Origin of the sequence: Aureimonas sp. N4 (assembly GCF_001463925.1) — a bacterium.
Taxonomy (GTDB): domain Bacteria; phylum Pseudomonadota; class Alphaproteobacteria; order Rhizobiales; family Rhizobiaceae; genus Aureimonas; species Aureimonas ureilytica_A.
On the sequence record NZ_BBWS01000022.1, the window covers coordinates 1 to 25,276 of the forward strand.

A 25,276-nucleotide genomic window follows, 5' to 3' on the forward strand; every position below is an offset into this window, starting at 1 on the left:
GACCAGCACGATGCTGCCCCCGCCACGCCGGGCGGCCGTGATGAGCGGCGTTCCATCGGCCAGACTTGCCCAGGTGCGCGCGGGCAGATCGGCCGAGGGCTCAGCCAGGATCTGGCGTGACACGGTCACGTCGTCGGGAATGGCGATGCCCGCCAGAGGGCTTTCCGCCGGAATGGGCGCGAGCTTCTGCGGTTCGGACCAGGACAACGCGCCGCCGAGCTGCCGTTCGCCGCCGCGCAGGCGCACGGGAACGAGATCGTCCTCGGTCGTCGAGGCGGCGAGACGAGGGCCCGCAAAGCGCAGGAGAATGCCGCCCTTGTCGACGAACCCCGTCAGCGCCTCCCGCGCTGCCTGCGGCAGGACGCCGATATCGGCGAGCACGATGATCGACGGGTTCTGTTTCACCAGCGCCGGAACGGCGGTCGCAAGGTCGGCGCTCTCGGGTCGGATTAGATCGGCATAGGGCTCCAGCGCGCGCGTGATGTAGTAGAGCGGCGAAAGGAGGGGCTGCGCCAGATCGGCCGCTTCGCCGGACACGAGCCCGACCTTGCGCCGCTGAAAACTGTCATCCACCAGCCGTACGGAGGCCGCGTCCAGCGCGCCGTCGCGCTCGATCCGCGCAATGTCGTTGCGCAGTTCCACCGGCACCTCGAACCGCGCTTCGCCGGCCGTCGAGCCGGCGGCGAAGGCAAGCGGGGCGCGGCCGATCTCGCGCTCCTGCGCATCCAGCGCGCGCAGCGTGATCTCCGCCGGCGCGCTGGCTTGGTTGGTCGGTCGAACGCCCGAGACCTTCAGCGCCTCGGTGGCATTGTCGGCGGCCGTCAGAGCGAAGAGATCGTTGAGAACTGGGCGATAGACGAGCGATTGAACAGGACCGAGCGCGCGCAGCGCTTGTGTCGCCTCGGCCGTGCCGGCTCCATCGAGCCCATCGGTCAAGAGCGCGAGACTGATCCCGCTTTGCCCCGAAAGCACGCCGGCCAGACGCTTGGCAGCGGCCGCGCGATCAACCGAGATCGAACGCGGCTCGGCGGCTGCCAGCCGCTCCAAGGCTGTCGCCGCTTCCACCGGCGCGGGATCGTTGGCATTGCCGTCGGCCGTCAACACCAGCGAAACCGGACGACCGCTTTCGCCCGCTTCCCGGATCAGCGCTTCGGCCGCGCCGCGCCGCGCGGTCCAATCGCGCGCGCTTGCCCAGCCATTGTCGAGAAAGACAACCACCGGGCCGTTGCCCGTCAGCGCGCTTTCACGCGGGTTCAGGATCGGGGCGGCGAGCGCCAGAATGACGGCGGCGGTGAGAAGCAAGCGCAGAAGCGTCAGCCACCATGGGCTTTTCGAGGGCGTTTCCTCGCGCCTGACGACGCGCTCCAGAATGCGCAACGGCGGGAAGGTTTCCGTCTGCGGACGTGGGGGCGTCAGGCGCAGGAGCCACCAGATCAAGGGCAGCGCTAGAAGCCCGGCCAGAACCAGCGGCGCACCGAAGGACAGCGACAGTCCCCCCATCAGGCGCGTTGCCCGGCAGGCTGGAACTGGCCGCTCAGGCGGCCATGAAGGGCGAGCAGCGGCTCGGAGGCGAGGCGATCGGTCAAATGAAAGACGTGGCTCCAGCCGATATGGCGGCAATGGTCTGCAAGATGCGCCCGGCGGGCGTCGAACAGGGTGCGGTATTCCTCGCGCAGCGTTTCCGCCCGCCCGGCCGTGAGCTTGGCCCCGGTTTCGGGATCGCGGAACTCCGTGCGCCCGCTATAGGGGAAGGCGACTTCGGCGGGATCGGCGATCTGCACGAGATGCCCGCGCACGCCGCGCCGGGACAGATGGTCGATCCGCGCGATCAGCGCGTCCATCGGGTCGAGAAAGTCGCTGACGAGAACCAATTCGCTGAAACGCTTGAACCGGTCGCCGGAGGGAAAGCCGGACGCAGGCCGGCCCGTGGCGAGGGCGCCCGCGATCCGCTCGGCGGCGTTGCGCGCGGAGATCGGGTCGAGCACGTCGGGAAAGCCGATGCGCTCGCCCGAACGCGACAGCAACTCGGCCAGCGCCAGCACCAGAACCAGCGCGCGGCTTTCCTTCGACACGATCGCGCCTTGCGAGCGGTAGAGCATGGACGGCGAAGGGTCGGCCCAGAGCCAGACGGTCTGCGCCGCTTCCCATTCGCGGTCGCGAAGATAGACATTGTCGTCGCGCGCCGAACGCCGCCAATCGATCCGCGACACGGGCTCGCCATCCACGAAAGGGCGGAACTGCCAGAAATTCTCCCCCGCGCCGCGCCGCCGCCGTCCGTGCCACCCGCTTGTCACCGTGGCGACGACGCGCCGCGCCTCGACCAGAAGGTCGGGCAGCAGAGCGGCGCGCTGGCGCGCGCGCAAAAGCGCTTCGCCGCCGCGCGTGGTCTCGGTGATCTGACCGATCGCGACCATGGTGTCAGTTCAGCCCGCGCACGAGCGCCTTCACGACATCACGAACGCCGACGCCTTCGGCACGAGCCGCGAAGTTCAAGGCCATGCGGTGCTGGAGGATGGGTTCGGCCAGCGCCCGCACATCGTCGATCGAAGGGGCGAGACGCCCTTCATAAAGCGCGCGGGCGCGGACGCAGGTCATCAGAGATTGCGAGGCGCGCGGGCCGGGACCCCAAGCGATATGCGCGTCCGCCTCGGCCGAGCCATGGCCGGGGCGCGCGGAACGCACGAGCGACAGGATCGCGTCCACCACCGTGTCGGGCACCGGCATCCGGCGCACCAAGCCTTGGATTTCGCGCAGCCGCTCAGCCGTCATGACGGGGCTCGCGCGCTCTTCGGAAACGCCCGTCGTCGCCATGAGAATGCGCCGCTCGGCGTCGAGCGAGGGGTAGTGCACGTCGATCTGGCACAGGAACCGGTCGAGCTGCGCTTCGGGCAGGGGATAGGTGCCTTCCTGCTCCAGCGGGTTCTGCGTCGCCAGAACATGGAAAGGCGCCGGCAGATCGTGCCGCTCGCCCGCGACGGTCACGTGATATTCCTGCATGGCCTGAAGCAGGGCGGACTGCGTGCGCGGGCTGGCGCGGTTGATCTCATCAGCCATCAGAAGCTGCGCGAAGACCGGGCCGCGCACGAAGCGGAAGGAGCGACGGCCCGTCTCGTCCTGATCCATGACTTCGGTGCCGACGATGTCGGAGGGCATGAGGTCGGGCGTGAACTGCACGCGGCGCGCGTCGAGCCCGAGCACGGTTCCGAGCGTTTCCACGAGCTTGGTCTTGGCGAGACCCGGCACGCCCACCAGCAGCGCATGGCCGCCCGCCAGGATCGCCGTCAGCGTCTGCTCCACCACGCTTTCCTGGCCGAAGATCACGCGGCCCACGGCTTCGCGCGCACGCGCGATGTCGGCCAGAGCCGCCTCGGCCTGCTCGACCATGGCTTGCGGGTCGAGAGCGGCGCTGTCCGGTGCGAGGATCGTCATGATGGCGGGAGTCCTTTTTCGCTCGTCACCCGGGCCTGAGTGCCGCTCCTTATAGAAAAGGAGTGGCGCGATGGTGCGTTGGCAAGCGCCGGGCGCGCAACTATTTCGTGACGATGAAGCCCGACCAAAATAAGACCGGTGCCAGCGAAGTGATGGGCCGGATGGCCCGCGTTCCGTCGCGGCATAGGACAGGGGACAGCATGTCGCAAGCAACCGAGATCAGCCTGGAGGCCTTGGCGTCTCGCGCCGAGCGGGCCGGGCAGGGCGCGCCGCCCGTGGAACTCTGGAATCCGCCCGATTGCGGCGCGATGGATTTGCGCATCGATCGCGAAGGCCATTGGATTCACGAGGGTCAACCCATTCATCGCGAAGCTTTGGTTCGCTTGTTTTCGACCATCCTGCGGCGCGAACCCGATGGGCGCTTTTGTCTCGTCACGCCGGTCGAAAAGCTGGGGATCACGGTCGAGGACGCGCCTTTTCTCGCGGTGGAAATGAGTGCGGGAATGCGCGACGGCGTGCCGATCCTGAGCTTTCGCACCAATGTGGGCGATCTCGTGGAAGCCGGGCCGGAGCATCCCTTGCGCTTTGCCGCAGATGCGGAGGGTTTTCGCCCCTATCTCCTCGTGCGCGGCGGTCTCGAAGCGCGGCTGACGCGCCCGCTCGCCTATGACCTCGCCGGCCTTGCCGAGGAGCGGGACGGGCGGCTCGGCATCCGATCGGGCGGGAGCTTCTTCGACTTGCCGGATGCGAGCGACCATGCGTGAGACCCTGACCGACTGGAGCGCCGAGGATGTGCGCCGCCGTGTCTTGGCGCGTGGCGCGAGCGATCTGGAGCATGACAGCGGCGACCACATTCTCAATCCCGATCTGGAGCAATTGGTGGAGCGAGCGGCCGCGCGCGAGGCGGCCGTCCTCGTGCCGATCGTGGATCGGCCCGAAGGGGCGAGCGTGATCCTCACCACGCGCGCCACCGGGCTTCGCAAACATTCCGGCCAGATCGCCTTTCCCGGCGGATCGGTGGACCCGGAGGACAAAAGCGTCGAGGCGGCGGCGCTGCGCGAGGCGCGCGAGGAAATCGCGCTGGAAGAGCGCTTCGTCGAAACGCTCGGTCGTCTGCCGCGCTATCGCACCACGACGGGGTTTCGCATCACCCCAATCGTCGCCATTGTGCGTCCCGGCTTTTCCCTGCGCCCGGAGCCCAGCGAAGTCGCGGATATTTTCGAGGTACCGCTCGCCTTTCTGATGAACGAGGCCAACCATCGGCGTGACAGCCGGGAATGGGGTGGGCATACCAGATCCTTCTATTCGATATCCTTCGGGGATCGGCTCATCTGGGGCATAACGGCGGGCATTCTGCGCACGCTCTACGAAAGACTGTACAGATCATGACACGCATCGACGCCGATTGGCTTCGCGACGAGACCCTGCAACGCCTCCTGGCCTGTCTGTCGGTGGAGGGCGATGAAGCACGGGTCGTTGGCGGCGCGGTGCGCAACCATCTGATGGGCCGTGCGATCACCGATATCGACATCGCCACCACCAGCGAACCGGCAGAGACCGTGCGCCGCGTCGAGGCCGCCGGCTTCAAACCGGTGCCGACCGGAATCGAGCACGGGACGGTGACGGCCGTGATGAACGGCCGCCCCTTCGAGGTGACGACGCTGCGCCAGGATGTCGAAACCGATGGACGCCACGCCAAGGTGCGCTTCGGCAAGGACTGGCGCGCCGATGCCGAGCGACGCGACTTCACGATGAACGCGCTTTATGCGCGTGCCGACGGTGAAGTGGTGGATCTCGTCGGCGGTGTCGCCGATATCGAAACGAGGACGCTGCGCTTCATCGGCGAGGCGGCGCAGCGTATCGAGGAGGATTATCTGCGCATCCTGCGCTTCTTCCGCTTCTTCGCCTGGTATGGCGAGGGGCGGCCGGACGCGGACGGCCTTCGCGCCGCGACACGGCTGAAGGATGGGCTGGACCAGCTCTCGGCCGAGCGCGTCTGGGCGGAACTCCGCAAGCTTTTCGCAGCGCCCGATCCCGGCCGTGCGCTGCTCTGGATGCGCCAGACCGGCGTTCTCACCCGCGTGCTGCCGGAAAGCGAGAAATGGGGCATCGACGCCATGCCGTCGTTGGGCGAGACCGAGCGCGCGCTCGGCTGGGACCCCGACGCGCTGCGCCGGCTGGAGGCGATCGTGCCGCCGGACCCGGAGCGCATGGCCGCGCTCGCCAAGCGGCTCCGCCTATCGAATGTGGACCGCGACCGGCTGACGGCCTGGGCGCTGACGGATGAGCCCAAGGAGGACGAGTCGGATGGCGCGTTCCGCGTCAGGCTTCTCTTTGGGAACCGAGGCGCGATCGTGGACCGGCTTCGGCTGAAGCTCGCCGTGCTGCGCGGCAAGGCGGGGAGCGACGCAGCGGCGCTTCAGGCGTTGGCGCGTCTCTCGACCCGGCTTCACGAGGCTGAGCGCTTTGCGCCGCCGGAGTTTCCGGTCTCGGGTCACGATCTGTCGCTGCAGGGCATCGCGCCCGGTCCGGACATGGGCCGCCAGCTGGAGGCGCTGAAGCGGCGTTGGGCGGAAAGCGGTTTCACCTTGAAGCGTGAGGCGCTGCTGGCGATGACGGATAGCGACCGGTCGTAAGACACGAAAAAGCGGGCCGCATGCGGCCCGCCCCATGACGTCGGACAGGATGGTCAGTGCGCGGTTTCGTGCGTGCCGTCGCGGAACGCGTCCATCATGCGCGGGGTGATCTGCGGCACGCCAAGCTGTTTGGCTTGTTCGACGGCGCGGCGAATGACTTCAGCCTGCGAATCCGCCCGGATTACGCGGCTGCAGCCTGGAATGACACCGGAACAATTGAGTTCGAACATGGATAGCCTCCCTAATCGCGAATGATCAGGCGGGACCGGCGGAAGGGTCGCGCGTGATGATCGTCAATACGGTTTCTGGAGTCGGGTGATGCACACGCTCTCTCCAAAGCCGTACGCACTACCCACGGTTATGTGGGATAAGGTATGTTAACATTTAGAAAAGACTTGTGAAGGGTCAGCCTCACCAAAGCTCGGGGCTTTTTCAGAATTTTTTGTTGTAGGGCTCCAAGTGTGCCCCTGTAAAATCCAATCATCAGACAAGTTCAGACGTAAACGTTTGTTGTCATTCCAAGCAAATCCCACGAAACAGGGGATTAGGGCCACTTCACCAACGGTGGCAGCGAGGAGAGAATGGAGTTCACGTTGCCACCCGTCCGCAGGCCGAACAGCGTCCCGCGGTCATAAAGCAGGTTGTACTCGACATAGCGCCCGCGCCGCACTAGCTGCTCGTCGCGGTCGGCCTCGGTATAGGGCTTGACGACGTTCTGCCGAATGAGATGCGGATAGATCACGAGGAAGGCCTTGCCCACATCCTTGGTGAAGGCGAAATCCGCATCCCAACCACCCTTTTCGTCGGGCGAATGCAGCCAATCGTAGAAAATACCGCCGACGCCGCGCGCTTCATTGCGATGGGGCAGAAAGAAATACTCGTCGCACCATTCCTTGAAGCGAGTGTGATCGGCGACATCTGAATGCCGGTCGCAGACGAATTTCAGCGCCTTGTGGAAAGCCTGGGTGTCCGGGTCTTCGGCCGTGCGCCGCCGATCGAGCGTCGGCGTCAGGTCCGCTCCGCCACCGAACCACTGGCTCGTGGTGACGACCATGCGCGTGTTCATGTGAACGGCCGGCACATTGGGATTGCGCATATGGGCGATCAGCGAAATGCCGGAGGCCCAGAAGCTGCGATCGCCCGAAGCGCCGGGGATCTGCTTGGAGAAATCTTCCGACAATTCGCCGAAGACGGTCGAGGTGTGGACGCCGACCTTTTCGAACACGCGGCCATGCATCATCGACATGACACCGCCGCCGCCATCATTGTCCCGGCTCCAGGGCGTGCGCTCGAAGCGTCCGGCCGAAAGGCCGGTTTCCTCGCCGAACTCGTCTTCGAGCTGTTCGAAGCTCTGGCAGATTCGATCGCGAAGCGCCTCGAACCAGACTTTCGCCATGTCCTTCTTTTCGTCGATCCCTGCGGGAAGGCCTTGGGGCAGTTCGGGACGATCCATCCTGCTGGTCTTTCCTATGCCTCAGCGGGCTCAGCCCCCGCGAATCTCGTTTCGGCCTAGCAGCAAGTTTCCGCGCGGAAAAGCCGGGACAAGCCCTGTCATGAAGAGCGTTCGAGTTTTACACAGGGGCTGTCGCACAAAGGCAGCAACGGACTCGCCAATTCGCTCGCCGTCACCATATGGTAGGCAAGGATATACTGGGATCGAGACCGGCCTTGACCTTGCAGACCTATCCCAAGCCACCGCTCGACGGGCTCCGGCGTCAGTTGCGCCGCGAGCGCTCGCCGCGTGGCGGCTCGGCGGTCGATCCGTTTCTGCGCGAAACCTACACGCTGCCGCGCGACGAAGCACGCTGCAAGGCGCGCGAATGGTTTGATCGGTTTCCCAAGGCCGCCTATTGGACGCAGGTCGAAAGCTGGCGTCTCCTGCCGGGGGACCGGGTGGAATTCACCATGCGACGCCTGCCGACCGCGGACTGACGCTTACGAGACGCGAAGCTGCCGCATCGCTTCGCCAACCACCATGGCGGCGCTGACGGCAAGGTTCAGCGAGCGCGCGCCGGGCTGCATCGGAATGACGGCTCTGATATCGGCGAGATCGTGCACCCGATCCGGCACGCCTGCGCTTTCTCGCCCGAAGAGCAGCACGTCGTCGAGGCCGAAGGCGACGTCGCGGTAATCCGTCGCGCCGCGCGTGGTCATCAGCACCATCCGTCGCCCGGCCTGGCGCCGAGCCCGCTCGAACGCGTCAAAATCCATATGCCGCACCAGCCGCGCCATCTCGAGATAATCCATGCCCGCGCGCTTGAGGTTGCGATCCGATAGATCGAAGCCGGCCGGCTCAATCACCTCCACATCGATCCCGAGGCAGGCGCCGAGGCGCAGCAAGGTTCCGGTGTTGCCGGCGATGTCGGGCTGATAAAGAGCAAGGGATAGGGGCATTCTGGCTCCGTCGTCCTATGGTCCGGCGTGGCATCGCAGCCCGACCTTGAGTTTTGTCATGAAAGCGCGACGAGCCTGCCTATATGAGCCTCTTCGTCCTGTCCCGTCCCTTTCGCGAGGGGAGGGCGAGCGTATGGCAGCATCGGATCGGTCTCATGTTTTCCTATTTCGAACGCCTCGTGGACGCCTTTCCCTCGGAGCGGACCAGTCCGCCGTCGAGCCTGTTCGGCTTCATCTGGCACTATGCCCGGCCGGTCTGGCCGCTGCTGCTGCTTTATGCCATCGGCACGGCGCTGGTTTCGGCCATTGAAGTCTCGCTCTTCGGTTTCCTCGGGCAGATCGTGGACTGGCTGTCCTCCACGCCGCGCGAGACCTTTCTTCAGAGCGAGGGCTGGCGGCTGGCGCTGATTGGCGCGGTCGTTCTTCTGGCGCTGCCGCTTTTGACCTTCGCGTCCTCGCTCATTTCGTTTCAGGCGATCTTCGCCAATTTCCCGATGCGCTTTCGCTGGAGCGTCCACAACTGGCTGCTCAACCAGTCGCTCGGCTTCTTTCAGGATGAGTTCGCCGGCCGCATTTCCACCAAGCTGATGCAGACCGCGCTGGCCGTGCGCGAAACGGTGATGAAGTCGATCGGCGTGATGCTCTACGTCACGGTCTATTTCAGCGGCATCCTCTTCATGATCGCGGCGGCGGACTGGCGGCTCGTGCTCCCCTTTGTCGCTTGGCTCTTCTTCTATGTCCTGCTGCTGCGCTACTTCATCCCGCGCCTGATGCGCGTGGCCTCGGAACAGGCCGGCGCGCGCGCGGCGATGACGGGCCGCGTCGTGGACGCCTATTCCAATATCGGCACGGTTAAGCTTTTCGCCCATACGGAGCGCGAGGCGGTGCACGCCCGGCGCTCGATGGAGGAGTTCCTTCACACGGTTCATGGGCAGGCGCGGCTCATCAACCTCTTCTTTTCGACGCTCTATTTCCTCAACTCGCTGCTTCTTTTCTCGGTCGGCGCGGTCGGCATCGCGCTCTGGATCGACAATCTCCTGACGGTCGGCGCGATCGCGGTCGGTATCGGCCTCGTCCTGCGTCTCAACGGCATGAGCCAATGGATCATGTGGGAGGTCTCGGAACTCTTCGAGAATATCGGCACGATCCGCGACGGCATCGCGACCTTCACCCAGCCGATCGCGCTGATCGATGCGCCGAAAGCTCAGCCGTTGAACGTCTCGAAGGGCGAGGTCCGCTTCGAGGCTGTCGGCTTCTCCTATGGTTCGGCCGTGTCGCACCGTGCGGCCGGACCGGTGCTGCGCGACTTCTCGCTGACCATCCGCCCCGGCGAGAAGATCGGTCTGGTCGGACGTTCGGGCGCGGGTAAGTCCACGCTTCTGAACTTGCTCCTACGCTTCTACGACGTAGAGAGCGGGCGCATCCTGATCGACGGCCAGGACATTTCTCAGGTCACGCAGAATTCGCTGCGGTCGCAGATCGGCGTCGTCACGCAGGACACCTCGCTTCTCCATCGCACGATCGGCGAGAATATCCTCTACGGCCGACCGGACGCCTCGTCGGATGATCTCAGCCGTGCCATCGATCGCGCCGAAGCGTCGCAATTCATCGCGGCGCTGGCCGACAGCGAAGGCCGGCGGGGCCTCGACGCGGAAGTTGGCGAGCGCGGCGTCAAGCTGTCGGGCGGGCAGCGCCAGCGCATTGCGATTGCCCGCGTCATGCTGAAGGACGCGCCGATCCTGCTTCTGGACGAGGCGACCTCGGCGCTGGATTCCGAAGTGGAAGCGGCGATCGCGGAAAATCTCTATCGCTTGATGGAGGGCAAGACCGTCATCGCCGTCGCCCACCGCCTGTCCACCATCGCCGCGCTCGATCGTCTCGTCGTGCTCGACAAGGGGCAAATCGTGGAGGAAGGGTCCCATGCCGAGCTTCTGGAGCGTGGCGGCCTCTATGCGTCGCTCTGGCGCCGGCAGGTCGGCGGATTCCTCGACGCAGGCGATGACGATACGGACGCCCGGCCCGGCCGCATCGGCGCCAAGCGAGCCGCCGAATGATGGAGCGTTTGCTGGAGCGCTTCGAGCGCGTGATCGACCCCTATGACGACGAAGGCGGGAAGAGCGAGGGCGCGCGGCGCGTCGGGACGCTGCGGCCGCTCCCTTCAAGCACCAACGCTTTCATCTGGCATTTCGCCCGCGAGGCCAAAGGCCCCTTCATCGCGTTGCTTATCACGGGCGGCCTGACGGGCGGTGTCGATGCCTTGCTCTATGCGGCCGTTGGCTGGGTGGTGGACGCGCTCGGCTCGTCCTCACCGGCGACGCTTCTGGCCGACCATTGGGCGCTGCTCGCGGGATTGGCCTTTCTGACGCTGGTCCTGCGCACGGTGATTCTCTTCGCGGCGGCCGTTCTGGAACAGCAGATCGTCACGCCCTCGCTCTACAATCGCATTCGCTGGCAGGCCTATCGCCGGCTGATGGACCAGTCCTACACCTTCTTCCAGAACGATTTCGCCGGGCGCATCTCGCAGAAGGTTCAACAGGTCGGCGAGGCCACGGGCGATTTCATCGTGACCACGCTCCAGACCTTCTGGAGTTTCATCACCTTCGCCATTCTCGCGGTCGCGATTCTGGGCGCCATGGATGTCTGGATGGGCGCGGTGCTGGCGGTCTGGTCGCTCGGCTATGGCTGGATCGTGTTCCACCTTCTGCCGCGCCTGCGCAAGGCGGGGCGCGAAACCGCCGATGCGCGCTCGGTCATGTCCGGCCGCATCGTCGATAGTTTCACCAACATCCTGGCCGTGAAACTCTTCGACACGTCGCGCCGGCAAGATGCCTTCGTGCTCGACGGGTTCCGCCGCTTCGTGGAAGCCGTTCGCGCCATGACGCGGGCGGTAACGGCCGTGCGCACGGCGGTGGCCATTCTGAATGGCGCGATGATGACGGCCATCGGCGCCATCGTCGTCCATTCCTGGACGGTCGGCGGCGCCTCCGCCGGCGATGTCGCGACCGCTCTCGGGCTTGTCCTGCGGCTCAATCAGATGAGCGGCTGGATGATGTTCAACATCAACGGCCTCGTGCGCAATTACGGCACGATCCAGGATGCCGTCGCCACGGTGTCGCTCCAGCCGAAACTGACCGACAAACCCGACGCGCCGGACCTTCGCCCTTCGGGCGGCGCGGTGGAGTTTCGCGATGTCACCTTTCATTACGGCAAGGGCGGCGGCGTCATCCAGGGGTTCAACCTTTCGATCCGTCCCGGCGAGAAGGTCGGGCTCGTCGGGCGCTCGGGGGCGGGCAAGACCACACTCGTCAACCTCCTGCTGCGGCTCTATGACGTGGAGGGCGGGCGCATTCTCGTGGACGGCCAGACGATATCCGATGTTGCGCAGGCGTCGCTGCGCGGGGCGATCGGCGTCGTCACACAGGACACGTCCCTGTTCCACCGCTCGATTCGCGACAACATCGCCTATGGCCGCCCGGACGCCAGCGAGGCCGAGATCGAGGCTGCGGCCCGGCGCGCCGACGCGCTGGATTTCATCCAGACCGTGCGCGATCCCAGCGGGCGCAACGGCATGGACGCCTATGTCGGCGAGCGCGGCGTCAAGCTGTCCGGTGGCCAGCGCCAGCGTATCGCGATCGCCCGCGTGTTTCTAAAGGACGCGCCGATCCTCGTTCTGGACGAGGCGACCTCGGCGCTGGATTCGGAGGTCGAGGCCGCCATTCAGGACAATCTCGCAGCGATGATGGAGGGAAAGACGGTGATCGCCATCGCCCATCGCCTTTCCACCATCGCCAGTCTCGACCGCCTCGTGGTGATCGATGCCGGGCGAATCGTGGAAGAAGGCACGCATTCCGAGCTGATCCGCAGGGGCGGATTGTATGCGTCGCTCTGGCGCCGGCAGTCCGGCGGGTTCCTCGGCGAGGAAGCGGCGGAATAAAAGCTTTCCCGGGTCGCGACAGAGTGGCTTGTGTTGCCGTCACAGTCTGGACAAGTTCCAAACCGCCGCATAAAAATTTGGCGCAAAACGGGTCTGCGGACCCGAGTTTGCCGGAATGGCTTATGGGGGGCTTTCCGGCTCTGAAACTCGGCTCCAGGGTTCAAACCCTCGGGTCTTCAAGGAGGGGGAGGGGCCCGTGAGCGTCGACCATAGCAGCAGCGAACCCACTCGACGGGATTTTCTCTTCATTGCCACAGGGGCAGCGGGCGCCGTGGGAGCGGTGGCGGCGGTCTGGCCGTTTATCGATCAGATGAATCCCGATGCCGCCGCGCTGGCCTTGGCGCAGGTGGATGTGGACGTGACGCAGGTGGCCGAAGGGCAGTCGATCACCGCCAAGTGGCGCGGCAAGCCGATCTTCATTCGCCAGCGCACGACGAAGGAGATCGATGAGGCCAAGGGCGTTCCGCTCGCCGATCTGAAGGATCCGATCGCGCGCAACGCCAATATTCCGCCCGATGCGCCGGCGACCGATCCCAACCGCGCGGCGATCGGTCAGGAGAAGTGGCTGGTGATGATCGGCGTCTGCACACATCTCGGCTGCGTGCCGAACGGGCAGTCGGGCGATTTCGACGGTTGGTTCTGCCCCTGCCATGGGTCGCATTACGACACGGCGGGCCGCATTCGTAAGGGCCCGGCCCCGGAGAATATGGCTATCCCGCTTTACCAGTTCACGACACCCACCAAGATTCGTATCGGCTAAGGGAGAGAGAACCGATCATGAGCGGTCATTCGTCCTATGTGCCGTCGAGCGGCGTGATGCGCTGGCTCGATGCGCGCCTCCCGCTGCCGCGGCTTCTCTATGATTCCTTCGTGGCCTTCCCGGTGCCGCGCAACCTGAACTACGCCTATACGTTCGGCGGCATCCTGGCGCTGTTCCTCGGCCTTCAGATTCTGACCGGCGTCGTGCTGGCCATGCATTACGCCGCCAATTCCGCCATCGCATTCCAGTCCGTCGAGAGCATCATGCGCGACGTCAACTGGGGCTGGCTCCTGCGCTATATGCATGCCAATGGCGCGTCTTTCTTCTTCATCGCCGTTTATCTGCATATCTTCCGTGGTCTCTATTACGGCTCCTACAAGGCCCCGCGCGAAGTCCTCTGGATTCTCGGCGTCATCATCTTCCTTCTCATGATGGCGACCGCCTTCATGGGCTACGTTCTCCCCTGGGGCCAGATGTCCTTCTGGGGCGCCACGGTGATCACCGGCTTCTTCACGGCCTTTCCGGGCGTCGGCCACGCGATCCAAACGCTGCTTCTGGGCGGCTTCGCGGTCGATAACGCGACGCTGAACCGATTCTTCGCGCTGCATTACCTTCTGCCCTTCATGATCGCGGGCCTCGTGATCCTGCATATCTGGGCGCTGCATGTAACCGGGCAGACCAACCCGACCGGCGTCGAAATCAAGTCGTCCAAGGACACAGTGCCCTTCACGCCTCATGCGACCATCAAGGACGGTCTCGCGATGGTCGTGTTCCTCGCGGTGTTCTGCTACTTCGTCTTCTATATGCCGAACTATCTGGGCCATCCGGACAACTACATTCCGGCCAACCCGATGCAGACGCCGGCCCATATCGTGCCGGAATGGTACTTTCTGCCGTTCTATGCGATGCTGCGCGCCATCACCTTCAATATCGGCCCGATCGACTCCAAGCTCGGCGGCGTTCTGGTGATGTTCGCCTCGATCATCATCCTTCTCTTCCTGCCCTGGCTGGACACGAGCCGCGTGAAGTCGACGAACTACCGGCCTATCTATAAGATCTTTTTCTGGATCTTCGCGGTGAACGCCGTGATCCTGGGCTGGCTCGGGTCGCGTCCGGCAGAGGGCATCTATCCGACGCTCGCGCTGATCGGCACGATCTACTATTTCTCGCACTTCCTGATCGTTCTCCCGGTTCTCGGGCTGATCGAGAAGCCGCACAAGCTGCCGAACTCGATCACCGAAGCCGTTCTCGCCAAGCATGGCGGCGGCCGTTCCGTGCCTGCGGGCGCGACGGCGACACCGGAAACCAAAGGCTGATGGCGCGGGAGAGTTCGAACATGAAGAGACGTCTGTCAGCGCTCCTCGCAGCTCTGCTGCTGACCGCCAGCATGCCGATCGTCAGTCTGGCGCAGGAGCCTGCTCCCGCTGCCGAAGCGGGCAAGGCGCCGGGTGCCGCTCCCGAATCCGGGCGCGGTGCGGAGGCGGCCGAGGCAGGTTCGGCAGGTGCCGAACACGCAACCCCGCATTATCCCCTCAAGAAACCCCCGCATATGAGCTGGAGTTTCGCGGGTCCGCTCGGCCATTGGGATCTCGGTCAGCTTCAGCGTGGCCTCAAGATCTACAAGGAGGTCTGCTCGGCCTGCCATTCCATGAACCTTGTGTCGTTCCGCAACCTCACGGCGTTGGGGTATTCGGATGCGCAGATCCGCGCGCTGGCTGCCGAGTATCAAGTTACGGACCCGGCACCGAACGCGCAGGGCGAAATGTTCCAGCGGCCGGGCATTCCCGCCGACCGCTTGCCGGCGCCTTTCCCCAACCCTGAAGCGGCGGCAGCGGCGCTGGGCGGTGCTCATCCACCCGACCTGTCGCTGATCGCCAAGGCGCGCGCTGTCGAACGTGGCTTCCCCTATTTCGTCTTCGACATCTTCACCCAATATGCCGAAGGGGGGCCGGACTACATCCATGGCCTTCTGACCGGTTATGGGCAAACGCCTCCGGAACACACCACCATCGCGCCCGGCACGCATTACAACCCGTACTTCATCTCGGGTCCCGCCCTCGCCATGGCGCAGCCGCTGACGGACGGGCAGGTTACTTTCGACGACGGCGCGCCGCAGACGGTCGATCAATATGCCCGCGACGTCGCGGCCTTCCTGATGTGGGCCGCCGAGCCCCATCTCGTAGCCCGTAAGGCGACCGGTTTCGTGGTCATGATCTTCCTGATCGGTTTCGCGGTGATGTTGTATCTTGTCAAAAAGCGGATCTGGGCTGCAACGCCGCACTGATCCTGCCGCAGAGGCATTTCGAAGAAGGGGGCGTCTTTGCCCCCTTTTTTATTGGGCATCCGCAACGGAAGGTGCTCGTCTCTACCCTTCGTTTACCGATCTTCTGCAAACTGACGATCGTTCGTTCGGAGGGTTTTGATGCGCCGCCCCAATGCGCTCCAATTGTTCCGTGCGGGGATGCTGGCGTTGGTTCTGGCATCGACCGCGCTCGGAGCCATGACTCTGACCGGGGCTTTCGAGCAGAGGGCACGCGCGAACGCGAGTCTGGAGGAACTGGCCACCTTCTCCCTTGCCTTCGATGCGGCCGTGGCGATCGCCGAAGAGCGACGACCTCTGGAAACCGCGTTGTCGATCACGCGTAATACGGATGGTCTTGCGACAGATCTCATCGCGACGTCGAGGGCGCATTCAGACGCTGCGCTGCTCCGTTTCGAACACCGAGCGAAGGCGACTGGGCTCGACCAGCAGCTCAACTTCAATTTTCTGCGGATGCGTTTGAAAGCCGAGCGCGCGCGGGTGGACTCGCTCTTGTCTATGCCGCTGACGGCACGGCCGGTCGGACTTCAGGTCTCGATCGTTCGGGGCATGTCGTCCATCTCCGAAACGATCGCGCCAATGATCGTCGCTGTGTGCCGGCGCGTCGAAAAGGCCGATCCCAACCTCGGCGGCAAGGTCGGGGTGGTCTGGCTGCTTGCATCGATGTACGAGTCGGCGCTGAGGCTCCCTTCAGAAGTGGTGCCCTATCTTGCGACCGGCGCGATCCTGTCCACCGATGCGCAGATGCAGGCGCAGCGCATCACGCAGCGCATTCGCTCGCTCTGGGACGTTGGTGAGCCCCAGTTGGGATTTTCTCGCGATGAAGCCGATATCGGCCAGCTCATTGCCCGAATTCAGGGAGACTATCTCAATCGCGGGCTGCCGTATCTGACGAGACAGGTCGAGTTGAACTCCTACAGGGTTTGGAAGGCCACGCCCTCCGCCGCCCAAATTCTTGAAGTCTATCAGGGCACGGCCGACTCGATCGCCGAACTTCGTGACGTCTACCTCGCCAAAATGGTCGAGAAGGCGAAGGCGCACGACCAAGAGGCGCTTGTCCGCATGATCATGAGTTTTGCGATGACGCTCCTGATCCTCCTCGGCCTGCCGCTTCTGGTCTGGAGCGCGCTCCGGCAGATCCTGCGCCCGCTTCTCGACTTTCGCGATCAGATTCTCGCGGTGAGCGAGCGGCGCGAGGTCGAGACGAAACCCTATACGGGGTCCGTGCCCCAGGTGCAGAGCCTGTTTCAAGCGCTCCAAACCCTGCGGGAACGCGAGCGGGAGAGGATCGTGGCCGATACGCAGCGCGCCGCCTTGTCCGAGCGCCTCCGGCTCCTATCGGTGACGGACGAGCTGACGGGACTTTTGAACCGCCGGGGCTTCGATGCGGCGCGTCAGAGCGGGCCTCCATCTCATTTGGCACAGAGCACGAAACTCGCCCTCGTGACCTTGGATATCGACCATTTCAAAGCGGTCAACGACACGTTCGGCCACAAGAGCGGGGATCTCGTGCTCCAAGCCATCTCGCGCGTTCTGGACACGGAAGTCGGTCTGAACGGTTTGGTCGGACGCTATGGGGGAGAAGAGTTCGTGGTGCTTCTCTGGCACGGCGAACTGTTCGAAACGCAGATGCTGACCGAACGCCTGCGCGCCCGTATCGAGGCGACGGATGTGGCGATCGGCGACGGGCTGAAGCCCATTCGCGTGACCGCCAGCTTCGGAATCGCCTTCTCCACGCGCGACGAATTGGACTGGAACAGCCTCCATCAATATTCGGACGAGGCCCTCTATGCCGCTAAACAAGCTGGCCGAAACCGCGTGCGGATCACCAACCGCATCGTTTCGACTTGGTCGGACCGAGCGCCGAGAACATCGACCATCAATCCGCTGAATGCCAAGCGGCGGTCCGGTGGGTGATCGTCAGTCGGTCCGAAGATAAACGCGAGCCCGCATCTCGAAGACGAGTTTTCCGGCCTCGTCGTGAGCTTCGATCCGGGTGGTCACGATGCCCCAGCCCGGCCTGCGGGAGGCCGAGCGCTTGTCGAGTATCGTCTGGAAATAGGTGAGCGTTTCCCCTGCCTGAACGGGGCGGTGCCAGATCATATCAGAGACGCCGGGGGAGGGGCCGAACACCGACGCCTCGCCGACTGCGGCTTGGCGTCGATGGAACTCGACATTCAAGCGCATGAAGGCCGCGCAGATATGCAGTGGCGATACGGTGGGAGGACGAGTCAGCGGATCGAACTCGGCTGAGAAGGCTGCGACCTCCGCACCGTCGAACCGAGCACGCCCGAGATCATCGACACGCCCGATATCCATGGCCTCGAACGCGCTCATCCGGCGCTTTCGGCCCCGGCGGCCTTCAGCATCACGGCGTAGTCGCAGGTCAGCAGCGTCTCGCCCGTACTCTGTTCCCGCAGCGTGTTGCGCATCCGGCAGATGCCGAGATCGGGCCGCGTGGAAGAGCGGCGAGCCTCCAGCACTTGCGCTTCGCCGACCAGAATATATCCGGGGCGCACGGGCCGGATCCATTTGAGTTCTGAAATGCCCGGCGAGCCCTGCGAGGTACTGTCCAGGAGGAAACTGTCGCACATCATGCGCATCATCATCGCCGCGCTATGCCAGCCCGACGCGGACAGGCCGCCGAGAAGCGAACGGGCGGCGACTTCCTCGTCGAGATGAAAGGGTTGGGGATCGAAGGCTTCGGCGAAAGCGAGCACCGCCTCGCGCTCCACAGGGTAGGGGCCGAGCGCAAATATCGTGCCGGGCGTGAAGTCTTCGTAATGGCGCACTTTGGCGGCCTCCCCATCCATGATGCAGCAGGATCTCCCTCCCTGCCGCTCGGCACTTTCTTATCATGTGTTGCGAGCGGCGGTCGCCATGTCTCTTTGACGTTCAGTTTACACTCCCGACCCAGCACCGGTCGGCCGACCCCGAACACAAAAGGCCGCACCAAACGGCGCGGCCTTCTTAAAAAAGTGGGACAGGTCACAGCGAGCCTAGGGCCACCGAGTTGTCGAACGCCAAGGCGATGCTGCCTCGGTCGGAAACGCTACGGGAGCAGACCGGCCCCGATTAGACGTTGAACTTGAACATCATGATGTCGCCGTCCTGCACGACATATTCCTTGCCTTCGTCGCGGGCTTTGCCGGCTTCCTTGGCGGCCACTTCTCCGCCCAGCGTCACGAAGTCGTCGTAGCCGATCGTCTGGGCGCGAATGAAGCCCTTCTCGAAGTCGGTATGGATCACGCCGGCCGCTGCTGGCGCTTTCGCGCCGCGCTTCACCGTCCAGGCGCGCGTCTCCTTTGGCCCCACCGTGAAATAGGTGATGAGGTCGAGAAGCGCGTAGCCTTCGGAAATCAGGCGGTCGAGGCCGGGCTCCGTCAGGCCCATGGCCTCCAGATATTCGCTGACCTCGTCTTCGCCGAGCTGGGCGATCTCCGCCTCGATCGCGGCCGAGATCACCACGGCGCGCGCGCCCTGCTTCTTCGCCATCTCATCCACGGCGCGACTATATTCGTTGCCGGTCGCCGCATCCGCTTCCGCCACGTTGCAGACATAGAGAACGGGCTTGGAGGTCAGAAGGTTGAGGTTGCGCAACTCGCGCCTTTCCTCGGCATCGAAGCTCGCCAGGAGAACGCGCGCCGGCTCGCCGTTCTGAAGGCGCGCGAGCACGGCCTCCATGATCGGCACCTGCGCCATGGCTTCCTTGTCCTTGCCCTGCGCCTTCTTGCGCACGCCGACGATGCGGCGCTCCAGGCTTTCGAGGTCCGACAGCATCAGCTCGGTCTCGACCGTCTCCGCGTCGGCCACCGGATTGATGCGGCCCTCGACATGCGTGATGTCGTCGTCTTCGAAGCAGCGCAGTACGTGGACGATGGCGTCCACCTCGCGGATATTGGCGAGGAACTGATTGCCGAGCCCTTCGCCCTTCGATGCGCCGCGCACGAGGCCGGCGATATCGACGAAGGTGATGCGGGTCGGAATGATCTGTGCGGACTTGCCGATCTTGGCGATGGCGCTCATGCGCTTGTCGGGCACGCCGACATCGCCCGTGTTCGGCTCGATCGTGCAGAACGGATAATTGGCCGCCTGCGCGGCGGCGGTCTTGGTCAAGGCGTTGAAGAGGGTCGATTTGCCGACGTTCGGAAGACCCACGATGCCGCAGCGAAAGCCCATGCTCACTCCTGGATAAGGGCGCATTCAGCGCCCATCGCCGCGCCGCGAGGGCGGGCATTTGCGTTACGAAACTGTCAGTCCCCGCCGAAGAGCTTCTTCAACATGCCCGCCATCGGGCCGCTCGCGGGGAGGCTGGGCTTGCCGCCTTGGCGGGCCTGCCGGATATGGCTCTGGCCTTTGACGGGGACTGCGGGCTTGACGGGTGCAGCGCCCTTCGCGCCGGCCGGCTCCTGCGACCCACCCGTCGCCAAGGCGAGCTTGTTCATGAAAACCGCATCCTCGCCCTTGGCGAGAGCGCCGACGTGGCGCGCGATGTCGGAGAGAAGCGGCTCCAGCCATTCGCGGTCGACTTTGGCGAAGTCACCGAGCACATGCGGATTGACCCGCTCCTTCGAGCCGGGATGGCCGATGCCGAGACGCGCGCGGCGATACTCCTTGCCGAGAAGCGCGTCGATCGAGCGAAGGCCGTTATGACCGCCATGTCCGCCACCGAGCTTCACGCGCACCTTGCCGGGCGGCAGGTCCAGCTCGTCGTGGAACACCACGATCTCGGCGGGCGCGATCTTGTAGAAGCTGGCGGCGGCCTGCACGGAGCGTCCGCTGTCATTCATGAAGGTGAGGGGCTTGAGCAGGATGACCTTCCGGCCGTCGATCATGCCTTCCGCGATCTCACCGTGAAACTTCTTGGTCCAGGGGCCGAAGGAGAAGGCTCTCGCGATCTCGTCCACCGCCATGAAACCGATATTGTGCCGGTTTCCCTCGTATTGCGGGCCAGGATTGCCCAATCCGACCATCAACAGCATAGTGCGGGATCCCTCGCGCCTTGACTTTGCGCGTTCAAGCGGACGGCGCGGGCGAGAAGTGTCCCGCCCGCGCCGTATGGCAAGCCGAAACGGCTTACTTCTCTTCGGTGTCTTCCGCTTCGCCGGCTTCGGCTTCGTCCGCTTCTTCGCTCATCGGAGGAACGATCGTGGCGATCACGAAGTCTTCGTCGGTGGAGAGCGAAACGCCCTTGGGCAGCTTGAGATCCGACGCATGGAGCGCGTCACCCATGTCGAGCTTCGACGCGTCGAGCGTGAAGCCTTCCGGGATCGCCTCGGCCGGGCAGTGCACTTCGATGTCGTGATGGACGACGTTCAGCGTGCCGTTCTTGGCCTTGATGCCCGGCGCCGCGTCTTCGTTCTCGAAATGGACGGGGATGCGGACCGTGACCAGCGTGCGGTCGGAAACGCGCAGGTAGTCGACGTGGGTCAGCGTGTCCTTGACGACGTCGAGTTGGTAGTCCTTCGGCAGCACCTTGATCTGCTTGCCACCGACGTCGATCGTGATGACCGTCGTCAGGAAGCCGCCAGCGTGCAGCTTGAGGAAGGTCTCCTTGTAGGGGACCGCGATGGGGAGGGCGTCCTGCTTGTCGCCATAGATGACGGCAGGAACCATGTTGTTCCGGCGCAGATACCTGGCGGCCCCCTTGCCGACCTTCTCGCGCAGCTCGGCCTTGACCGTGTAGCTCTCGCTCATGATGAGTTCCTTTGGTTTGTTCAGAGGTTGTCGAGGCGGTATCCGCCATTGCGGACCGAAACGACGAAAAGCGGCCGTGGCAGGCCGCTTTTCGTCCGCGCTGCCTCCAAGGGTGTCCGCGCGGACGCCGTGCCTATAGCGCGGGGCGGCCGGTTTCGCAAGAACGGGGCGTCTTGCGAGGGAGGAGGCGCGCGGCTACGCTTCTCGTCTCAATCTCTTCGGCCTCGCTTTCCATGACTCATCTCACCACGATCGGCTTCGACGCGGACGATACGCTCTGGCAGAACGAGACGTTCTTCCGGCTGACCGAGGAGCGCTTCGCCGCTCTGCTGGCCGAGCACGGCGATCTGCCGAGCATTCGCGCCCGATTGCTGGAGACCGAAAAGCGCAATCTCCAATTCTATGGTTTCGGCATCAAGGGTTTCACCCTTTCGATGATCGAGACCGCTCTGGAGTTGACCGACAACGACGCCCCTGCGAGACTTGTTCGCGACATTCTGACTTTCGGGCGCGAGATGGCGCGCCACCCCGTGGAGCCCCTCGCAGAGGCTGCGGAGACGCTGGAGCGTCTGGCCGGGCGGTATCGGCTCGTTCTGATCACCAAGGGCGACCTGTTCGACCAGGAGCGAAAGCTGGCAGCGTCGGGGCTCGGCGAGCTTTTCCAAGCCGTCGAGATCGTGTCCGACAAAAACGAGGCGACCTATGCCAAGGTCTTCGCCCGGCATGGCGATGGCCCGGCGCGCGCCATGATGGTCGGCAATTCACTGCGCTCGGATGTTCTGCCCGCGCTCGCGGCGGGCGCTTGGGGCGTTCACGTGCCCCATGAGCTGACCTGGGAATACGAACATGCCGAAGCGCCGCTGGAGGCGCCCCGCTTTCGGCGGATCGAGGGGCTGGCCGATCTGCCCGCCCTCATCGAAACAATTGAGGGCTGACGGTTTTCAGCCCTCCCTCAGGCCTTCGCGCGATGCCGAAGCTGTGTCGCTTCGGCGGCGAGACGTCAGTCGAAGAGCGAGGAGACGGACTGTTCCGTCGTGGTGCGCGAGATGGCCTCGCCGAGCAGGGTTGCGATCGTGACGACGCGGATGTTGCGGGCTTCGCGGATCGCCTTGGTGGGCTCGATCGAGTCCGTGATCACGAGTTCCTCGATGCTGGACGCCGCGATGCGGGCCACCGCGCCGCCCGAGAGAACGCCATGCGTGATATAGGCACGGACGCCCTTGGCGCCGGCCGCCATCAAGGCGTCGGCCGCGTTGCAGAGCGTGCCGCCGGAATCGATGATGTCGTCGATCAGGATGCAGTGACGCCCCTTCACGTCACCGATGATGTTCATGACCTCGGACTCGCCGGGCTTCTCGCGGCGCTTGTCCACAATGGCGAGCGGCGCGTCGAGGCGCTTGGCCAGCGCCCGGGCGCGCACGACGCCGCCGACATCGGGCGACACGACCATCACATGGTCCGTCTCCAGATGTTCCTTGATGTCGCGCGCCAGCAGCGGCACGGCGAAGAGATTGTCGGTCGGGATGTCGAAGAAGCCCTGGATCTGCCCGGCATGGAGATCCATCGTCATGACGCGGTCGGCACCGGCTTCGGTGATCAGATTGGCCACGAGCTTGGCCGAGATCGGGGTGCGCCCGCCCGCCTTTCGGTCCTGCCGTGCGTAGCCGAAATAGGGCAGAACCGCCGTGATGCGACGCGCCGAGGCCCGGCGCAGCGCGTCGATCATGATGAGCAATTCCATCAGGTGATCGTTGGCGGGGTAGGACGTGGACTGAATGACGAAACAGTCCTCGCCACGCACGTTTTCCTGAATTTCGACGAAGATTTCCTGGTCGGCGAAGCGCTTGACGGATGCGAGGCCGAGAGGCAGCTCCAGATACTTGCCGATGGACTCGGCGAGGCTGCGATTGGAGTTGCCCACAAATAATTTCATCGTGTCCCGCACCCGTTCATGAGGGGTCGCTTCGAGCCGCAGGGCGCGGTCGATGGCGGCAGGAACGCCGCCTGTATAAGGGCGCTCTTAGCAAGATCATGGAAAGATTCAAGCTTCGAGCACGCAAAAGAAAAGCCTATGGCAAACGCCTCGAAATCCAAGGTTCTGACGCTTACGCCGTGAAGGCGAGGTCCAGCGGGAGGCGAGACAGGGTCTCGGGCGCGCCGTCGGTCGTCAGATAGGTCTGCCCGAGCGACATGGCCGTTCCGCTGTCCGGCTCCATGATGATCATATGGGCGAACAGCGTCATGCCCGGCCGGATGGGCTCGGCATTGCCGGCGACGAACATCTGCGGCTCCATCCAGGAGGGCGCGAAGCGCGCGCCGACAGAGTAGCCGCAGGCCAATAGCCGGTGACGCACGAGATCGTGCTCTTCCATGACGCGGGCGTGAGCGTCGAACACATCCCCGAAACTCTGGCCGGGCCGCATCGCCTCTTCCACGGCGCTGAGGCCTTCCCGTGCTGCGGTCCACAATTCCTCATGCCGGATCAGCGGACGGCCGACGATCACGGTGCGCATCGCGGGCGCATGGTAATGGGCCCGAACGCCCGACCATTCCACGGTCAACTGGTCCTGCGCACCGAGCGTGCGGCGACCAGAGCGATAGCGGCACAGAAGCGCATCCTCGCCCGAGCCGAGAACGAAGGGATTGGCGGGATAGTCGCCGCCGGCACGGAGAATGGAGCCTTGCAGCGCATGGAGCAGGGCGGATTCGTCCGCGCCCTCGCGCACCAGCGGCAGCATCTCTTCGAACGCGTCGTCGCCCATGCGCGCGGCGTCGCGGATCAGAGCAATCTCGGCGTCGCTCTTGATCAGGCGCAGGGCAGGCACGAGGTCCGACGCCTCGGTCAGCGTGCCGAAGGAGGCGAGTTTTTCCTCGACCAGGCGGCCATTCGCGGCGGTCAGGCCATGGGTCGCCCATTCGACGCCGATCCGCGCGCCGAGCAGGCCCATATCGTCCATGATATCGCGAAGCTCGATCGCCGGGTTCGCGCCGCCGCGATCGCGCCAGAGCACGATCGTCTCGATATTGGAGGTCTGACGCGCCTGCCGCAGATCGGCGGAGCGCGTGAGAAGGCGCATCTCGCCATCGGCCTTCACGACGAGGCACTGAAAGAAGCAGAAGCCGAAGGTGTCATAGCCTGTCAGCCAATACATCGAGTCCTGTGCGAACAAGAGCAGCGCGTCGAGCTTGCGCTCCGCCATCTCGGCCTGGAGGCGGGCGCGGCGGTTTGCGAATTCGTCAGGCGAAAAATGCAGCATGGATCTCGCTCAAGGGCTGAGGGAGCGGGTCAGGCGAGGGTGATGGCCGAGAGCTGGCGACCATAGTCCGGCTCGCCGCGATGGGTGGTGCGGCGAAACGAGAAGAAGCGGTTCTCGTCGGCATAGGTGCAGGCACCGACGAAGGACGCTTGCGCGCCAAGGTGCGTCAGCCGCGCGACGATATATCCGGGGAGATCGAACTGGCGCTTGTCTGCCGTTCGGCCCGGCGCGAAGAAGCGCTCGCTGGCAGGGTCTTCTTCCAGGAAGGGAGCCATCATCGAGGCGTCGACCTCGTAGTTCGGCTGCGTGATGGTCGGTCCCAACACGGCGATGATCCGATCGCGCCGCGCGCCGAGCCCTTCCATCGCCTCCAGCGTGCGATCCAGAACACCGCCGAGAGCACCGCGCCAGCCCGCATGGGCCGCCCCGATCACGCCGGCTTCCGCGTCCGCGAAAAGCACAGGCCCACAGTCAGCCGTCACGACCCCAATCGGTAATCCGGCGACATTCGTTACCACGGCGTCGGCCTTCGGCCGCTCGGTGCCGAACGGTTCCGTCACGACTGCCACATCGGGCGAATGAACCTGCCAGGGCGTCGCGATCACGCCATCGGCCAAGCCCAGAAACGCGGCGGCTTTCTGGCGATTCTCCTGCACGGCGTCAGGATCGTCGTTCGAGCCGACCCCGACATTCAAGCCGCGATAGATGCCCTTGGAGACGCCGCCCGAGCGTGTGAAGAAGGCATGATGGACTTGGCAGCGCGAGAACGCGTCCGCCTGAAGAACGTCGTCGGGCCGCAGGGCGGCTGAGGAGGTGGTGCGACCGGACATGTCGGAGATGGTGGGCGAG

The 25,276-nt window shown here is 64.6% G+C and carries 25 protein-coding genes; 11 read left to right on the forward strand and 14 right to left on the reverse strand.

The features are described from left to right. The 3 genes from AUL28_RS06910 to AUL28_RS06920 all read right to left on the reverse strand — a co-directional run. The coding region (locus tag AUL28_RS06910) for a BatA domain-containing protein (protein ID WP_192843414.1) at positions 1–1,500 on the reverse strand (1,500 nt) is incomplete at its 3' end. Beyond that, on the reverse strand, positions 1,500–2,414 hold the full coding sequence (locus AUL28_RS06915) for a DUF58 domain-containing protein (protein ID WP_062231196.1): 915 nt from the start codon (positions 2,412–2,414) through the stop codon (positions 1,500–1,502). The genes AUL28_RS06915 and AUL28_RS06910, both read right to left, overlap by 1 nt. A gap of 4 nt (positions 2,415–2,418) precedes the next feature. Beyond that, complete coding sequence (locus AUL28_RS06920; RefSeq protein WP_058601829.1) at positions 2,419–3,429, reverse strand: AAA family ATPase; 1,011 nt, start codon at positions 3,427–3,429, stop codon at positions 2,419–2,421. Positions 3,430–3,629: 200 nt separating this feature from the next. On the opposite strand from AUL28_RS06920, the gene AUL28_RS06925 reads away from it, so the two are divergent. Genes AUL28_RS06925 through AUL28_RS06935 form a run of 3 tightly spaced genes read left to right on the forward strand, consistent with a single transcriptional unit; the run spans position 3,630 to position 6,065 of the window. Next, positions 3,630–4,193: a DUF1285 domain-containing protein gene (locus AUL28_RS06925; RefSeq protein WP_062231297.1), complete on the forward strand. Its 564-nt coding sequence runs from the start codon at positions 3,630–3,632 to the stop codon at positions 4,191–4,193. Continuing rightward, a complete protein-coding gene (locus tag AUL28_RS06930) occupies positions 4,186–4,818 on the forward strand; it encodes a CoA pyrophosphatase (protein ID WP_062231198.1) in 633 nt (210 codons plus the stop codon). The genes AUL28_RS06925 and AUL28_RS06930 overlap by 8 nt, the downstream gene beginning before the upstream one ends. Beyond that, entirely contained in the window at positions 4,815–6,065 is a 1,251-nt protein-coding gene (locus tag AUL28_RS06935; protein WP_062231200.1) for a CCA tRNA nucleotidyltransferase, read from the forward strand. Before AUL28_RS06930 ends, AUL28_RS06935 begins: the two co-directional genes overlap by 4 nt. Before the next feature lie 53 nt (positions 6,066–6,118). Here the strand turns inward: AUL28_RS06935 and AUL28_RS22025 are convergent, their stop codons facing one another. Beyond that, positions 6,119–6,295, reverse strand: a complete 177-nt coding sequence (locus AUL28_RS22025) for a DUF1059 domain-containing protein (protein ID WP_082640309.1) — start codon at positions 6,293–6,295, stop codon at positions 6,119–6,121. Positions 6,296–6,609: 314 nt separating this feature from the next. Then, positions 6,610–7,518, reverse strand: coding sequence for an oxygen-dependent coproporphyrinogen oxidase (gene hemF / locus AUL28_RS06940; RefSeq protein ID WP_062219304.1), 909 nt, complete (start codon positions 7,516–7,518; stop codon positions 6,610–6,612). A gap of 221 nt (positions 7,519–7,739) precedes the next feature. On the opposite strand from hemF, the gene AUL28_RS06945 reads away from it, so the two are divergent. Further along, on the forward strand, positions 7,740–7,997 hold the full coding sequence (locus tag AUL28_RS06945; protein ID WP_058602302.1) for a hypothetical protein: 258 nt from the start codon (positions 7,740–7,742) through the stop codon (positions 7,995–7,997). 3 nt (positions 7,998–8,000) lie between these two features. Here the strand turns inward: AUL28_RS06945 and AUL28_RS06950 are convergent, their stop codons facing one another. Next, complete coding sequence (locus AUL28_RS06950; RefSeq protein ID WP_062231202.1) at positions 8,001–8,459, reverse strand: tRNA (cytidine(34)-2'-O)-methyltransferase; 459 nt, start codon at positions 8,457–8,459, stop codon at positions 8,001–8,003. Positions 8,460–8,614: 155 nt separating this feature from the next. Between AUL28_RS06950 and AUL28_RS06955 the strand changes: the two genes are divergently transcribed. From AUL28_RS06955 to AUL28_RS06980, 6 genes are all read left to right on the forward strand, one after another. After that, the gene (locus tag AUL28_RS06955) at positions 8,615–10,513 is read left to right on the forward strand and encodes an ABC transporter ATP-binding protein (RefSeq protein ID WP_062231298.1); all 1,899 of its coding nucleotides are present in this window, start codon (positions 8,615–8,617) and stop codon (positions 10,511–10,513) included. Further along, positions 10,510–12,393 (forward strand): ABC transporter ATP-binding protein, encoded by a 1,884-nt coding sequence (locus AUL28_RS06960; RefSeq protein WP_062231204.1) that lies wholly within the window; start codon positions 10,510–10,512, stop codon positions 12,391–12,393. The genes AUL28_RS06955 and AUL28_RS06960 overlap by 4 nt, the downstream gene beginning before the upstream one ends. A 196-nt stretch (positions 12,394–12,589) precedes the next feature. Beyond that, positions 12,590–13,153 carry a ubiquinol-cytochrome c reductase iron-sulfur subunit gene (petA, locus tag AUL28_RS06965; RefSeq protein ID WP_062231206.1) on the forward strand — a complete coding sequence of 188 codons (564 nt, stop codon included), beginning with the start codon at positions 12,590–12,592 and terminating at the stop codon, positions 13,151–13,153. Between the two features lie 17 nt (positions 13,154–13,170). Continuing rightward, on the forward strand, positions 13,171–14,469 hold the full coding sequence (locus AUL28_RS06970; RefSeq protein ID WP_062219299.1) for a cytochrome b: 1,299 nt from the start codon (positions 13,171–13,173) through the stop codon (positions 14,467–14,469). A 20-nt stretch (positions 14,470–14,489) separates the two neighbouring features. Then, positions 14,490–15,437 carry a cytochrome c1 gene (locus AUL28_RS06975; protein ID WP_062231300.1) on the forward strand — a complete coding sequence of 316 codons (948 nt, stop codon included), beginning with the start codon at positions 14,490–14,492 and terminating at the stop codon, positions 15,435–15,437. A 138-nt stretch (positions 15,438–15,575) separates the two neighbouring features. Next, a complete protein-coding gene (locus AUL28_RS06980) occupies positions 15,576–17,390 on the forward strand; it encodes a GGDEF domain-containing protein (RefSeq protein ID WP_062231208.1) in 1,815 nt (604 codons plus the stop codon). 3 nt (positions 17,391–17,393) lie between these two features. Here AUL28_RS06980 and AUL28_RS06985 read toward each other — a convergent pair whose 3' ends face one another. The 5 genes from AUL28_RS06985 to AUL28_RS07005 all read right to left on the reverse strand — a co-directional run bounded on the left by AUL28_RS06985 (position 17,394) and on the right by AUL28_RS07005 (position 21,170). Beyond that, positions 17,394–17,810 (reverse strand): hypothetical protein, encoded by a 417-nt coding sequence (locus AUL28_RS06985; protein WP_062231209.1) that lies wholly within the window; start codon positions 17,808–17,810, stop codon positions 17,394–17,396. Beyond that, positions 17,807–18,286 carry a MaoC family dehydratase gene (locus AUL28_RS06990; RefSeq protein WP_062231211.1) on the reverse strand — a complete coding sequence of 160 codons (480 nt, stop codon included), beginning with the start codon at positions 18,284–18,286 and terminating at the stop codon, positions 17,807–17,809. Before AUL28_RS06990 ends, AUL28_RS06985 begins: the two co-directional genes overlap by 4 nt. 262 nt (positions 18,287–18,548) lie before the next feature. Next, positions 18,549–19,652, reverse strand: coding sequence for a redox-regulated ATPase YchF (gene ychF, locus AUL28_RS06995; protein WP_058602257.1), 1,104 nt, complete (start codon positions 19,650–19,652; stop codon positions 18,549–18,551). Between the two features lie 74 nt (positions 19,653–19,726). Continuing rightward, positions 19,727–20,455 (reverse strand): aminoacyl-tRNA hydrolase, encoded by a 729-nt coding sequence (gene pth / locus AUL28_RS07000; protein ID WP_062231213.1) that lies wholly within the window; start codon positions 20,453–20,455, stop codon positions 19,727–19,729. A gap of 94 nt (positions 20,456–20,549) precedes the next feature. Then, positions 20,550–21,170: a 50S ribosomal protein L25/general stress protein Ctc gene (locus AUL28_RS07005; protein ID WP_058602259.1), complete on the reverse strand. Its 621-nt coding sequence runs from the start codon at positions 21,168–21,170 to the stop codon at positions 20,550–20,552. Positions 21,171–21,403: 233 nt separating this feature from the next. Here AUL28_RS07005 and AUL28_RS07010 point away from each other — a divergent pair, with 233 nt between their 5' ends. Continuing rightward, positions 21,404–22,105: an HAD family hydrolase gene (locus tag AUL28_RS07010; RefSeq protein ID WP_062231215.1), complete on the forward strand. Its 702-nt coding sequence runs from the start codon at positions 21,404–21,406 to the stop codon at positions 22,103–22,105. Between the two features lie 65 nt (positions 22,106–22,170). Here the strand turns inward: AUL28_RS07010 and AUL28_RS07015 are convergent, their stop codons facing one another. From AUL28_RS07015 to pgeF, 3 genes are all read right to left on the reverse strand, one after another. Further along, the gene (locus tag AUL28_RS07015) at positions 22,171–23,103 is read right to left on the reverse strand and encodes a ribose-phosphate pyrophosphokinase (protein ID WP_058602261.1); all 933 of its coding nucleotides are present in this window, start codon (positions 23,101–23,103) and stop codon (positions 22,171–22,173) included. A gap of 172 nt (positions 23,104–23,275) precedes the next feature. Then, positions 23,276–24,427 (reverse strand): M24 family metallopeptidase, encoded by a 1,152-nt coding sequence (locus AUL28_RS07020; protein ID WP_062231217.1) that lies wholly within the window; start codon positions 24,425–24,427, stop codon positions 23,276–23,278. Between the two features lie 29 nt (positions 24,428–24,456). After that, entirely contained in the window at positions 24,457–25,257 is an 801-nt protein-coding gene (gene pgeF / locus AUL28_RS07025) for a peptidoglycan editing factor PgeF (RefSeq protein WP_062231302.1), read from the reverse strand. Positions 25,258–25,276 lie beyond the last annotated feature (19 nt).

Bases quoted from the DNA above. Each gene is read 5' to 3' on its own strand.
- AUL28_RS06955 (WP_062231298.1), top strand. From the start codon at position 8,615: ATGTTTTCCTATTTCGAACGCCTCGTGGACGCCTTTCCCTCGGAGCGG.
- AUL28_RS07005 (WP_058602259.1), bottom strand. From the start codon at position 21,170: ATGAGCGAGAGCTACACGGTCAAGGCCGAGCTGCGCGAGAAGGTCGGC.
- AUL28_RS06960 (WP_062231204.1), top strand. From the start codon at position 10,510: ATGATGGAGCGTTTGCTGGAGCGCTTCGAGCGCGTGATCGACCCCTAT.
- AUL28_RS07015 (WP_058602261.1), bottom strand. From the start codon at position 23,103: ATGAAATTATTTGTGGGCAACTCCAATCGCAGCCTCGCCGAGTCCATC.
- AUL28_RS06970 (WP_062219299.1), top strand. From the start codon at position 13,171: ATGAGCGGTCATTCGTCCTATGTGCCGTCGAGCGGCGTGATGCGCTGG.
- AUL28_RS06985 (WP_062231209.1), bottom strand. From the start codon at position 17,810: ATGAGCGCGTTCGAGGCCATGGATATCGGGCGTGTCGATGATCTCGGG.
- pth (WP_062231213.1), bottom strand. From the start codon at position 20,455: ATGCTGTTGATGGTCGGATTGGGCAATCCTGGCCCGCAATACGAGGGA.
- AUL28_RS06915 (WP_062231196.1), bottom strand. From the start codon at position 2,414: ATGGTCGCGATCGGTCAGATCACCGAGACCACGCGCGGCGGCGAAGCG.
- hemF (WP_062219304.1), bottom strand. From the start codon at position 7,518: ATGGATCGTCCCGAACTGCCCCAAGGCCTTCCCGCAGGGATCGACGAA.
- ychF (WP_058602257.1), bottom strand. From the start codon at position 19,652: ATGGGCTTTCGCTGCGGCATCGTGGGTCTTCCGAACGTCGGCAAATCG.
- AUL28_RS22025 (WP_082640309.1), bottom strand. From the start codon at position 6,295: ATGTTCGAACTCAATTGTTCCGGTGTCATTCCAGGCTGCAGCCGCGTA.
- AUL28_RS06980 (WP_062231208.1), top strand. From the start codon at position 15,576: ATGCGCCGCCCCAATGCGCTCCAATTGTTCCGTGCGGGGATGCTGGCG.
- AUL28_RS06925 (WP_062231297.1), top strand. From the start codon at position 3,630: ATGTCGCAAGCAACCGAGATCAGCCTGGAGGCCTTGGCGTCTCGCGCC.
- AUL28_RS07020 (WP_062231217.1), bottom strand. From the start codon at position 24,427: ATGCTGCATTTTTCGCCTGACGAATTCGCAAACCGCCGCGCCCGCCTC.
- AUL28_RS07010 (WP_062231215.1), top strand. From the start codon at position 21,404: ATGACTCATCTCACCACGATCGGCTTCGACGCGGACGATACGCTCTGG.
- AUL28_RS06935 (WP_062231200.1), top strand. From the start codon at position 4,815: ATGACACGCATCGACGCCGATTGGCTTCGCGACGAGACCCTGCAACGC.
- pgeF (WP_062231302.1), bottom strand. From the start codon at position 25,257: ATGTCCGGTCGCACCACCTCCTCAGCCGCCCTGCGGCCCGACGACGTT.
- AUL28_RS06930 (WP_062231198.1), top strand. From the start codon at position 4,186: ATGCGTGAGACCCTGACCGACTGGAGCGCCGAGGATGTGCGCCGCCGT.
- AUL28_RS06950 (WP_062231202.1), bottom strand. From the start codon at position 8,459: ATGCCCCTATCCCTTGCTCTTTATCAGCCCGACATCGCCGGCAACACC.
- AUL28_RS06990 (WP_062231211.1), bottom strand. From the start codon at position 18,286: ATGGATGGGGAGGCCGCCAAAGTGCGCCATTACGAAGACTTCACGCCC.
- AUL28_RS06975 (WP_062231300.1), top strand. From the start codon at position 14,490: ATGAAGAGACGTCTGTCAGCGCTCCTCGCAGCTCTGCTGCTGACCGCC.
- AUL28_RS06920 (WP_058601829.1), bottom strand. From the start codon at position 3,429: ATGACGATCCTCGCACCGGACAGCGCCGCTCTCGACCCGCAAGCCATG.